Here is a 10,587-nt window from a genome sequence, read left to right on the forward strand (position 1 = left end):
ATACAAACGCTTGTAGTGCGGCCTGGAACGGTTTCTCGCGAAGCAGGCCCACATCCTCGGCGAACATCGTGAACATGGCGCGCATCAAGAAACGCGCGACACGCTCTCCATCCATCCCACGCCCTTCCAGCGACGCCGAGAGCTTCGCCAGTTGCTCCGCCACCTCGCGCGTAACGGCCCGGCCGCGGATGGCGGGATTCAGAGACTCCGGGTTCTCCCATACGGCGCGGAGAAACTCAATGTCTCCCTCGCTTCGCCAAAGCGTCCGCAGGTCAATGCGGCGCGCTGCATTGACGCCGCCATAGCTCCCGCCCCAGCGGTCGTACACCAGCAGCGTGCGCGCGACGTTCATTACCATCAGGTACGGCGGTGGGCCGTGCGCCACGTCCCCAGCATAGCCCTTGGCCTGGCCGTACGCCGCACCGAGCACGCGGTCGGCACCCGCGCCCGCATCGGTATGTTTGGCTTCGAGGATGAAGTGCCCTCGGCGGTACAGGTCGATGCGGTTTGTGGTGTCCTTGCCCGTGCGCCGGTCGGTGGTGGTTACCGGGTACTCGAACTCGTACCCGGACCCGCGCGGCTGGGGGACTGTTACGCCCAGCGCCGCGCAGAACTCGGTGACGTACGGCTGGAAGTTGGCGCGCTCGGCGGCGGGAACGGCGTCCCACTTTTCGGCGAGGGCGCGGAGTGCGGGGCTCTGTGGATGCACGATGATGTACGGAGAGCGGGCGCGGCGGGAAGGGGCGCGCTAGGGATGCGCCGTTTCCGGAACTTACGACGCCCCCATCCCGATCTCCAAATCCTCCGTATCAAAGGTGCTTCAGGAACTCTGCGCCGCCCACACGCTGCCCGCGAAGCACGTCGAGCACGATCTCTCCCTCGCGCGGATGCTCCAGGACCACATTCTCCTGGAACTGCCACGCCGAACCCGGCTGGTTGGCATCCGCCGGATCGACGAAGTGGACGTAGGCGCGGCTTTCCCACGCTGCGCGCGTGCAGGCCGCGAGCGCGTCCGCGAGCCAGGGCAGGTCCGCGTGCTGCTCGCGCGCCAGCGCCACCAGCCAGGCGGGATCGTACGGCTTCCAATCCATTCCGTCAGCGCCGGCAGTCAGAGAGTTCAGCGCGCGGTCGATAGTCCAGCAGCGACTCTCCCTGGATCACGGGTCCTGGATGGAGCACCAGATTTCGACGGTGCCCGACCCGCTCTGGGGATCGAAGCGCTCGTCGTAGCGCTCGAACTCGGGGGTGTTGGCCATCCGATAGCCGGACCGGGGCAGCCATTGGTGCCAGATGGCGTCCCACGTGGAGTGCAGCGTGGACACATGCCCGTGGTGCAAGAACACGGCGTAGCGTTGCGCGGGGATGCGCATCCGTCCGTACTCGGGCGGAAGCGCATCCAGCGACGCTACCTCGACGCCACACATGTACTCGAACCTCTGCTCGTCGGGCCAGGCGCCGCACATCACGCCGTACGTGGTTGCGCCCTGCTGGCCGGGCACGGGCACCATCCGCACGAACTCGTCCCACTGTGCCACCATGCTCGCCTGCGCATCGCGATAGGAATGCATGCGTCGCAGGCCGCCCAGCAGCATGGCGAGCCTGTCGGCGATCCGGTCGGGTTCGATCTCGTTCATGGCTTCGATCATCGGGGGATTCCGATCGGAATGCTGGAGTCGGTCGATTACAACTCGTCTGCGGAGAATTTCGTCGCGGGCGTTGACGGAGCTGCAGGTCAGTTCGAGTTGGCCAAGGCGACGATGAAGAGGACCAAAGCGGTGCAGACCACGATCACTCCACGCGCGGTCAGCACGTCGGCCCGGCGCAGTGCGCCGGGGGCACTGAGCAGCGCCCGCGATTCGGGGCGGGCGAGGCGTCTCCAGACGGCTGGGTGCAAGGCCAGCAGGTAGAACGGCCCACATACCGCGCAGTAGATCATCAACACCACGTCGGTTCCCGTGGCTACGCCAACGCCCGTGCCCACGACACCGATGGCGCGAAGCAGGCGCATCGGCCACTTCCATGCGCGCAGCTGCAGCTCCAGCGCAACGCAGCACCGCTGGTTCTGGTTCGCGACGCCCAGCTTCTCTTCGGCGTGCCGATCGTTCGGGTTGATCCGCAGCGCCTCGCGCAGGTGCTTCTCGCCCCGGTCCGTGTTCCGCGCCGCGAGCTCCACCGCGCCCAGGACGGTGTGAGGCGCGGACTGCTCGGGCGCGATCTGCAGCGCACGCAGGGCCGCCTCCCGCGCCTCATCCGCCCGGCCCAGGGCAGAGAGCGCCTGCGCGCGCACCAGGGTGCAGTCCAGGTGGCCGGGCTCCAGCGCCAGGCCGGCGTCGGCCACGTCGAGCGCCTCGTGCAGCAGCCGGCGCTTCCGGAACCGGCTCAGCGCGCGGGTCAGGATTGCCACGGCGAGATATCCGTGCATCGTCGGCTCGTGCGGCGAGCGGGCGAGGGCATCGCGTACGGCCCTGATGCTGCCCCGGCGGTGCTGGTATCGAGGCAGCAGCGCGTGCACCGCCGCCCACGCCTGGTTGGTCCATGGATGGAACGGCTCCAGGCGAAGCCCTTCGCGCGCCGTGTGGAACGCCTCCTTGTCGCGCTGCTGCTTCACCAGCGCAATCGCCAGGAGGCCATGAAGCGCCCCGGCGTCCGGAAACTCGCGCAGCGCGTCGCGAACCTCGCGCTCGGCCAGATCCGGACGACGGCCGTCCACCAGCAGGATCAGCCGGCGGAAGTCGGGATCGTTCCGCGCTTCAGGTTCGCGCATCCGGGAATCAGCGTGCCTGGCGGGTCACTGCCAGATGCCGAGGGCGCGCCGCAGCAGCACGAGCTGGCCCACGTGGTAGGCGTTGTGGTCCGCCACCAGCAGCAGCTCGCGCAGGATGGTCTGCCCGGTGCCGTGCGGAATCGCGGCGAACAGGTCCACGGCGGGATTGGCCGCGAGCTGCTTCAGGGCGCCGCGGTCGTCCCGGAACGCCGACGCGGAATGGTTCCACGCGTCCGGCGAGGGCGGCGCGGCGGACGGGGGCCAGTAGTCGTCGGGCCACTTCGGCTCCACGTAGCCGGGATCGCGGCAGAAATCCAGGATGTCGCGCTGGGTGAACCGCAGGTGCTCCAGCAGCTCCCAGGCGGAGTGGGGCAGCCCCGGCGGACGGATCCCCTGGAACTCGGGCTCGATGCCCTGCACGGCGGCATCGAAGGTTGCGTGTGCATCCTGCCAGTCCAGCAAGCGAACCAGGTGGCTGCGGAGCGAATCGGTCGACATGCGCAAGCGTGGGAGATCGTGTGGAGCACCGCGGCGGACCAGCCCCGCCGCTCTCGCGAGCTTCACGTTACGCCCGCACGGACGGCTTCTGCCAGACCAGCGAGTACCGCCAGAAGAGGTGGCGGCGCACCACGGCGCCCGGAAGCAGGCCCTCTCCCAGCGCGCGCACGTCCGCCAGCGTGGGATACACGTCGTGCCGGGCGTGCTCGGACCAGGCGCGGCGCACGTCGGGCGGGTCGCGCAGCCGGCCGTGGTGCCAGGCGCGGAGCGCGAGATCGGACGGCCACGCCGCGGCACTCCAGGCAAAGTCCGCAACCGTCCGGGGTTGATACAGGTCGAGGATGAGCAGCACGCCGCCCGGCCGCAGCGCCGTGGACAGCTTCACCAGCGTGTCCTCCAGCGGCAGGTGATGCAGCGTCGCAATGCTGGCGATGCAGTCGAACGACTCCGGCGGAAGGGCGACCGACCCGACGTCCGCCTGCGTGAACTCGATGAGGGCCACGCCCCGCGAAAGTTCGCGGGCGCGGCCCACCATCTCGGGGGATAGATCGATCGCCGTCACCCGCTCGAAGTGCCGGGCGAGCAGGCGCGCGAACTCACCAGTTCCACAGCCGATCTCCAGTGCGCTCTCCCGCCTCACCGGCAGGGAGCGCAGCAGGAAAGGGTGATAGTGCCGGTTGTGGTCCCACCGCCCGTCATCGAACGCCGCCAGGCGGTCGAAGTCGGAGGCGATCCGCCTGGCCGGCGCCGCGCCGGCGCGCTCGGGCGGGCGAGTCAACCGCGGGACCCGTGAGAGGGGCGATGTCCCGTGGATCCGCTCTGCACGTGGTTCTCCAGTCGGAACGTGGGACGAGATGCGCGAGCCTCCAATTTCGGCTTTCTGGATTTTCCGGATGCCGCACAATACCTTTCAGGTAGAAAACTGCAGTTACGCATCCCGCCCGATCCCGCGAGAGAAAGGTCCATGCGCACGCCACTTCATCCCGGCTCCCGCACAATCCCGCAGTTTGCCGCCCTGGGCGCGATCATTTTCAGCTTCCTTCTTTCGCCGCCCGCCCTCGTCGCCCAGAACGGCCACGCGAACGGTCCCCCCCCCGCGGATGCGCACGAGCTTACGCCCAACCCCGCCATCTACGGCCGGTGGGCGACCGTGATCCCGGAAGATGGCGGCGCGGCCATCCACCGCATCCTGGGGATGCAGACGGTGCACGGGGTGCTGCTCCCTTCGGGCAAGGTGCTGTGGGCCAGCGGCAGCAGCTGGCGGAACCACGCGCCCATCGAGCACTACCCCAACGTCCACAACCCGGCCCCCGGCACCGGCGTCTTCAACCGGAACGGCAACCCGTTCTCCATGGACAGCCTGGAGAACTACTACCGGCTCGTCAACAACGTCGCGGTCTACGACCCTGACCGGAACACCTTCTACCGCATTCCGCACCCGGTGCCCGTCGCCGACCCGGACAGCGTGGGCCAGTTTGCGCCCAGCGACCTGTTCTGCACGGGCCACGTTCACCTGCCCGACGGCAACGTCCTCTTCACGGGCGGCACGCAGTACTACTACCCGTACCGCACCGGCAACCGGTCCACGTACATCTTCGACTGGCGGAAGGAGCTCGGCATCGACTGGCAGTCGCTGGACTGGCGTCGGATGCCCAAGCCGGCGAACGATCCCTGGATCTTTGCCGGGTTCATGCCGCGCGGACGCTGGTACGCCAGCATCGTTCCGCTGCTCGATGGGCGGATGGCGGTGTTCAGCGGCTTCGTCGGCTTCGACCACGGCTATCCGACGATGTACGAGTTCGAGATCAACCACACGGTCGACTTCTTCAACCCGGCCCGGTTCACCCCCCGGAACCCGCAGGCCGCTTGGCGGTCGGTGGACGTGCGCGACGCGCCGCACAGCCCCTTTGCCACGGTGATCAACCCGGGGTTCGTTCCGGACAGCGGCGTGATGTGCGACGAGCGGTGCATCCGCGCGAACCAGCGGGACGCCTTCAAGCTGTATCCCGAAAACTACCTGATGCCCGACGGCCGCCTGTACATGACGCGGGAGGGCGACTGGGTGAGCCTGCGCACGGAAAGCACCGCGTTCATGCGGCGCACCAAGAACACCTACTGGGCCACCATCGGCGGGACGGCCGAGCGCCCCAGCGTGTCGTTCGAGCGCGGGCCCGAGCGCGCCGACACGGTGTCGTCGTACGGCACCACGTACCTGGACCCCAACACGGGGAACATCACCCTGCTGGGCGGCCAGCCCACGTCGCCGGGCACGCTGCTGCCCATGAACACCACGTCGGCGGACGGACTCGCCCCCACGCACTTCGCCGGCGGGCGCGGGAGCCGCAAGCGCGAGGAGTTCCACGCGTCGCCCGACGACCCGCTTGGCGGACGGTGGACGCTGGACGAGAACTTCCTGGGCGACACGCCGCAGGACGACCGCACCATGCACTACGCGATCATCCTTCCCACGCGCCAGGTGCTGGTGATCAACGGCGGCAACTACGATTTCTACGGCCCGGTGTTCTATCCGCTGCTCCTGACGCCCCGGTTCGACGGCCGCACGTTCACCGGGTACGAGAAGACGCGGATGAGCGAGGCCGTGGAGCCGCGGCTGTACCACAACAACGCGCTCCTGCTCCCCGACGGCCGCGTGCTGGTGTCCGGCGGCAACTCGGCGCGGGCCACCGTGCGAGGCGGCGAGCATTCGGCCCGCATGCCCCAGGACGGCCAGCCCAAGCCGGACCTGAGCCTGGTGGACATCGACATGTACTTCTTCGGCGACGGGCCCATGGCCCGCGGCGAAAAGGGGATGAACACCGTCCCCACGGAGAACTGGGTGGCCGAGGTGTTCAGCCCGCCGTACCTGTTCATCGACCCGGACCGGCGCGCGTCGATCACCTCCATCCGCCCCGTCGGCCCCACCCCCGGCTACCGGCCGGAGGCGGTGATCGGGGGCAAGACGTTCAACCTGCTGCACAGCAGCCAGGAGTACCGGGTGCAGCTGGCCGGGCTCCCCCCGCAGTGCACCGCCGGGCAGCAGGCGAAGCTGGTGCTGATCAAGCTTCCGTCGGCCACGCACGGCTGGCAGAACGGGCAGCAGTTCAAGGACCTGCCGTTCCGGACGACCTCGGCGAACGAGATCGTGTTCCGCACGCCCGACGCGCGCCGGGCCAACCTGCCGCCCGCGTTCTACATGCTCTTTTACGTGGACTGCCACGGAAAGCCCGCCGTCGCGCGCATGGTCCGCTTCGACGACCAGGCGACGGCGCCCTGATCCACCACGTTCCCCATCGAGGGAGCGCGCCGGCGGAATCCGCCGGCGCGCTTCTTTGGTGCCTTGGATCCCGCGGTGTGGGCTTGCACGGACGCTTCGGAGCGCACCTTGCGGAACGGCGTGCGCTCGTGCACATCCCGGAGGAGCGGCAGCCCACGTACTGCCGCCATGCGGCAACTACGCTGCGCCGTATCGGAGAAACTCGATCGCCCGCGCGAGCCGGGCAGCAGAGGGAACCACGATGAACCGCGTGCTGCGAGCCACCCTGCTGTCGGCGGCAATGCTTCTGCTCGCCGGATGCACGTACTGGAAGCCGCCGACACCCGTGCCCCGGTACGCACTCTCCGAACAGCAGAGCCGCGTCAAGATCACTCTGCGCGACAGCACCCGCGTGCAGATGTCGCGGGCCGTGCTCTTCCGCGACTCCGTGAGCGGCGTGGTGAACGGCCAGCGGATGGCCGTGGCGGTTTCCGACATCGCCTACCTCCAGTACCGCCGGCCCGAGCGCGTCCAGACGCAGGGGCTCACCGGCGTGCTCGTGATCGCGGGCCTTTCCCTGGCGACGTTGCTGGCCATGGACTTCGTTCTCCCCGACGACTGATGCGCCACCCCCTCCCGATCTCCGCCAGCGTGATTGCATGGCTGACGCTGGCCGCCTGTGCGCCGGCGGTGCAGCGCCCGGCGGCCGAGCAGATCCTGATGTACCGGGGGCGCGACGTCGAAGCGTTGATGGCGGATGGGCGCCGCGTGCGCCTCGCCAACCCCCAGGTAACCGCCGACAGCGCCTACGGTGCCTGGATCGCCGACTCCGGGGGGCAACCGATCCGGGTGGCCGTGGCGCTTGCCGACATCCGCAGCATCCGCGTCGTTTCTCCATCCGCGACGCAGCGCGAGATCGCGCCCGATGGCCTGCAGGAGACCGTACTGCTCCTGCTGGCGGGGCTCGCCCTGCTCGCGCTGCTGAGCCTGGGCGCAGCCATTTTCTAAGCGCTCAGGGGCGCACCTGGGCCGACACCGGCAGACTCGGCCTCACCGCCTGCCGCCGGCCAGAAAGTCCAAGATCAGCCGGTTGAAGTCGTCCGGGCGTTCCAGGTTCACCAGCTCGCCGACGCCCGGGACCACCACCCGCCGAACGCCGGGCACCTCCTGCTCTACGATGGTCTCGTGGCGCAGCCCGGGAGCGGCGTCGGCGCCGCCGGCGATCAGGAGGATCGGCATGCGGAGCGTGCGCAGCTGTTCGCGCCCCTGCGGCGAGGCCAGGTCCGGGGAGCCCGGCGGGCGCGGCACGTTCGGCGGCGGCGCTCCCAGCGACGCCAGCACCAGGCGGTCCACCCGCTCCGGGTGCTGAAGCGCAAAGTTGATCGCGACCCCGCTCCCCATCCCCAGCCCCACCAGGGAGGCCCTTTCCACCCCCAGCGCCTCCAGCACGCGGAGCAGGTCCGCCGGCGGCGAGAACGGTCCGCTCGGGCGGCTGGACCGGCCGAAACCCCGAAGGTCGTAGCGGATCACCCGGTGGCGGCGGGCGAGCGCCTGCACCTGCCCGTCCCACATCGTGTGGTCGTACCGGGCACCCGCGTGCAGCAGCACGACGGGCGGGCCCTGGCCGCGCGCCTCGTAGAACAGCTCCCCGCCCTGCACCGCCACACGCCCGGTATCCACCACCGCCGGTGAGACCCCGCCCACTCGCGCGCCACCCGGGGCGGCGCACGCGGCGGCCAGCAAGAGCAAACTCCCCATCAAGCCCTGTCGCATCGATCCCTCCGGGTTGCGATGGTGTTGGTCGAGCAGGGCCGGCGGCACGCGGGGACGGGGGCGATGTTGACGCACGGGCGCCCGCTCCCGCGCACCGCGCGCTCACGCGGCGCGGCGGACGAACCGCACCCTACGGATTGGGCTGCGTCGGCGTGCTCTCTTCGGACTCCCAACTAAAGCCGTACCGGAAGCGGTGCTCCCCCTCGGGATTGTCGGCCCGGACGGTAAATACCCGGCGCGTCGACCCCGGGGGAACCGGCTCCCGCAGCCGGTAGACCTCGCACCGGCTCTTGATGTTCAAGCACTCCCTCAGGCTGACGCTCGTGACCGTGATGGGGACCGTGGACCTGTTCTCGACGACCACGTACTGAATGCGCCCGTCGTTCCCCGCTTCCAGCCGGGTTCGGACAGTTTCGCCGGTCGCGGGAATGTGCGCAGGCGGGCCTTTCGGAGCGCAGCCACTTGCGACGGCGGCCAGGGCGAGGGTCGCGAACCAGCGGTGGAGGCGTGCGGTCGTCATGTGAAAGATTCCGAGTGGGGGATGACAATTGCGGGCAGAAAGGATGGTGCTAAACCTTGGGCCGACCGGTACCGATCGCAAGTCTGGCGAAGCACGCCCATCTGAGCGAAGGCCTGCCGCGCCCGGGCAGACCCTCAGCGGCAGACGGCCGCGGGGGCGACGTCTTCCCCGCGCGCGATGCGTCTTACGTCCAGGTACTGCACCTTCGCCGGCTCCGTGGGTGCCAGGGTGATGGAGACGCGCAGGTCGGCGTCGCGGCACCGCATCCGCCAGCTTCCGCGCAGCGCGTTCTCGGCCAGGAGCGTCCCCTCGTTCCGGCACTCGCCGCCAACCTCCCGGACCAGGCGGTCCATCGCCACGCGCCTGCGGTCCCTGGGCTCGTCCAGGTACAGGTTCATCGCCGCCAGGCTGTCGGCCAGGGGCTCGCTCCAGCGAGACACGAGACGCGACACCTGCTCCTGGCGCTGCAGGAGCACGGGCGCGGGCTGGGGAACGCGCGGCTCCAGCCCGCCGGTGCGCGCAAGCATCGCCAGCGCCTGGTCCGTCGCCCCGCCCCAGCCGGTGTAGGTGAGGTTGCCCATCGCCACGATCCCCACCCCGTGCTCCGGAAGCCAGCGCATCAGCGAGCCGAAGCCCGGAAGCCCGCCGCTGTGCGAGACCACGGTGCGGAATAGGCACGTCTGCCGGATGCCCAGCCCGTAGCCGTAGCCGCCCGCGCTCAGCGCGTTGGTCCCGGCCGCCGTGTCGCGGACGACGGAAGCGCCGCTGTAGCGCCCCACCTGCTGCATCTCGCGGAGCGACGCGCGGCGCACGGGGCCGGGCTCGTCGTCGTCGCGCGGCGGCCACGCGTCCAGCATCATCCCCACCCAGCGCGACAGGTCGCTGACGGAGGTGAGCATGCCGCCCATGGGCCCGAACGCGCCGTCCGGCAGCTGCGGCTCCTCGATCCACTCGCCGTCGCGCAGCCTATAGCCGTGCGCCAGTCGGGCGGGCGGCACCGCCGACGCTTCCAGCGTGGTGGAGTTCATCCCCAGCGGCCGCAGCACGCGCTCCGTGACGTACCGTGAGTACGGCATCCCCGAGACGTTGGCGACGATGCGGCCCAGGATAGCGAACCCGAAGTTGGAGTACTCGTAGCTGGTGCCGGGCGCGGTGGAGAACGGAATGCCGCCCCGCATCATCGCCGACATCTCGTCGTTCGTGGCCGCCAGCTGCTGGTCGCCCCAGGGGTTGTCTTCGGGAAAGCCGGCCGAGTGCGTCAGCAGGTGGCGGATGGTGATCTTCGGCGCGTCGCGGGTGGGGTAGCGCAGCGAGGCGAGCTCGGGCACGTAGCGCTCGGCGGGGTCGTCCAGCGACAGCCGCCCCTCGTCGCGCAGCTGCAGGATGGCGGCGGCCGCGAAGCTCTTGCTCATCGAGGCGATGCGGAACACCGTCGACGTATCCACCGGCGAGCGCGACGACAGCTCGCGATACCCGGCGGTGCCCACGTGGGCCAGCCGTCCATCCACCACGATGCCGTACGCGATGCCGGGCACCCGCGACCGCGAGGCGAACTCGCGCATCATGCTGTCGATGGCCGGAAACGCGGCGCTCAGCTGCTGCAGGCGGCGCGGGTTGGTGAACGCGGCGGGCGGCGCCGCGCTGCTGCCGGAGGGCTGCGCGCCGATGGCGGACGGAGCCAGGGCGAGCGCTGCGCAGAGCGCGACGAGAATGGAACGCGTGGTCATGGGGTCCTCCCGGAGGTCCGCCGCGGCGGGTTTCGGTCGCGAACTCCACCAC

Annotated in this window: 12 protein-coding genes; 3 read left to right on the forward strand and 9 right to left on the reverse strand. The window is 69.8% G+C overall.

Going from position 1 to position 10,587, the window contains the following annotated elements; translation table 11 throughout:
- The 6 genes from VIB55_RS16410 to VIB55_RS16435 all read right to left on the reverse strand — a co-directional run.
- On the reverse strand, positions 1-709 hold a 709-nt coding region (locus VIB55_RS16410), incomplete at its 3' end, for a type IIL restriction-modification enzyme MmeI (RefSeq protein ID WP_331877746.1).
- A gap of 100 nt (positions 710-809) precedes the next feature.
- Complete coding sequence (locus tag VIB55_RS16415) at positions 810-1,091, reverse strand: hypothetical protein (RefSeq protein WP_331877747.1); 282 nt, start codon at positions 1,089-1,091, stop codon at positions 810-812.
- Positions 1,092-1,157: 66 nt separating this feature from the next.
- Positions 1,158-1,646: a GyrI-like domain-containing protein gene (locus tag VIB55_RS16420; protein WP_331877748.1), complete on the reverse strand. Its 489-nt coding sequence runs from the start codon at positions 1,644-1,646 to the stop codon at positions 1,158-1,160.
- An 86-nt stretch (positions 1,647-1,732) separates the two neighbouring features.
- Positions 1,733-2,764 (reverse strand): tetratricopeptide repeat protein, encoded by a 1,032-nt coding sequence (locus VIB55_RS16425; RefSeq protein ID WP_331877749.1) that lies wholly within the window; start codon positions 2,762-2,764, stop codon positions 1,733-1,735.
- Positions 2,765-2,788: 24 nt separating this feature from the next.
- Positions 2,789-3,262 carry a DinB family protein gene (locus VIB55_RS16430; protein ID WP_331877750.1) on the reverse strand — a complete coding sequence of 158 codons (474 nt, stop codon included), beginning with the start codon at positions 3,260-3,262 and terminating at the stop codon, positions 2,789-2,791.
- A 67-nt stretch (positions 3,263-3,329) separates the two neighbouring features.
- The gene (locus tag VIB55_RS16435) at positions 3,330-4,040 is read right to left on the reverse strand and encodes a class I SAM-dependent methyltransferase (protein WP_331877751.1); all 711 of its coding nucleotides are present in this window, start codon (positions 4,038-4,040) and stop codon (positions 3,330-3,332) included.
- Between the two features lie 186 nt (positions 4,041-4,226).
- Between VIB55_RS16435 and VIB55_RS16440 the strand changes: the two genes are divergently transcribed.
- The 3 genes from VIB55_RS16440 (at position 4,227) to VIB55_RS16450 (ending at position 7,523) form a co-directional block, all read left to right on the forward strand.
- Positions 4,227-6,536 (forward strand): galactose oxidase-like domain-containing protein, encoded by a 2,310-nt coding sequence (locus VIB55_RS16440; protein ID WP_331877752.1) that lies wholly within the window; start codon positions 4,227-4,229, stop codon positions 6,534-6,536.
- 241 nt (positions 6,537-6,777) lie between these two features.
- Entirely contained in the window at positions 6,778-7,137 is a 360-nt protein-coding gene (locus tag VIB55_RS16445; protein WP_331877753.1) for a hypothetical protein, read from the forward strand.
- Positions 7,137-7,523 (forward strand): hypothetical protein, encoded by a 387-nt coding sequence (locus VIB55_RS16450; RefSeq protein ID WP_331877754.1) that lies wholly within the window; start codon positions 7,137-7,139, stop codon positions 7,521-7,523. Before VIB55_RS16445 ends, VIB55_RS16450 begins: the two co-directional genes overlap by 1 nt.
- Before the next feature lie 42 nt (positions 7,524-7,565).
- Here VIB55_RS16450 and VIB55_RS16455 read toward each other — a convergent pair whose 3' ends face one another.
- The 3 genes from VIB55_RS16455 to VIB55_RS16465 form a co-directional block, all read right to left on the reverse strand.
- On the reverse strand, positions 7,566-8,288 hold the full coding sequence (locus VIB55_RS16455; protein ID WP_331877755.1) for an alpha/beta fold hydrolase: 723 nt from the start codon (positions 8,286-8,288) through the stop codon (positions 7,566-7,568).
- Between the two features lie 130 nt (positions 8,289-8,418).
- A complete protein-coding gene (locus tag VIB55_RS16460) occupies positions 8,419-8,808 on the reverse strand; it encodes a hypothetical protein (protein WP_331877756.1) in 390 nt (129 codons plus the stop codon).
- A gap of 134 nt (positions 8,809-8,942) precedes the next feature.
- Positions 8,943-10,535, reverse strand: a complete 1,593-nt coding sequence (locus VIB55_RS16465; protein WP_331877757.1) for a serine hydrolase domain-containing protein — start codon at positions 10,533-10,535, stop codon at positions 8,943-8,945.
- Positions 10,536-10,587: the final 52 nt, after the last annotated feature.

The sequence above is a fragment of the Longimicrobium sp. genome, assembly GCF_036554565.1.
In the GTDB taxonomy this organism is placed as follows: Bacteria; Gemmatimonadota; Gemmatimonadetes; order Longimicrobiales; family Longimicrobiaceae; genus Longimicrobium.

Excerpts from the sequence above, each read along its gene's own strand:
- VIB55_RS16450 (WP_331877754.1), top strand. The coding sequence starts at position 7,137 with ATGCGCCACCCCCTCCCGATCTCCGCCAGCGTGATTGCATGGCTGACG.
- VIB55_RS16440 (WP_331877752.1), top strand. The coding sequence starts at position 4,227 with ATGCGCACGCCACTTCATCCCGGCTCCCGCACAATCCCGCAGTTTGCC.
- VIB55_RS16455 (WP_331877755.1), bottom strand. The coding sequence starts at position 8,288 with ATGCGACAGGGCTTGATGGGGAGTTTGCTCTTGCTGGCCGCCGCGTGC.
- VIB55_RS16460 (WP_331877756.1), bottom strand. The coding sequence starts at position 8,808 with ATGACGACCGCACGCCTCCACCGCTGGTTCGCGACCCTCGCCCTGGCC.
- VIB55_RS16430 (WP_331877750.1), bottom strand. The coding sequence starts at position 3,262 with ATGTCGACCGATTCGCTCCGCAGCCACCTGGTTCGCTTGCTGGACTGG.
- VIB55_RS16420 (WP_331877748.1), bottom strand. The coding sequence starts at position 1,646 with ATGATCGAAGCCATGAACGAGATCGAACCCGACCGGATCGCCGACAGG.
- VIB55_RS16415 (WP_331877747.1), bottom strand. The coding sequence starts at position 1,091 with ATGGATTGGAAGCCGTACGATCCCGCCTGGCTGGTGGCGCTGGCGCGC.
- VIB55_RS16425 (WP_331877749.1), bottom strand. The coding sequence starts at position 2,764 with ATGCGCGAACCTGAAGCGCGGAACGATCCCGACTTCCGCCGGCTGATC.
- VIB55_RS16465 (WP_331877757.1), bottom strand. The coding sequence starts at position 10,535 with ATGACCACGCGTTCCATTCTCGTCGCGCTCTGCGCAGCGCTCGCCCTG.
- VIB55_RS16445 (WP_331877753.1), top strand. The coding sequence starts at position 6,778 with ATGAACCGCGTGCTGCGAGCCACCCTGCTGTCGGCGGCAATGCTTCTG.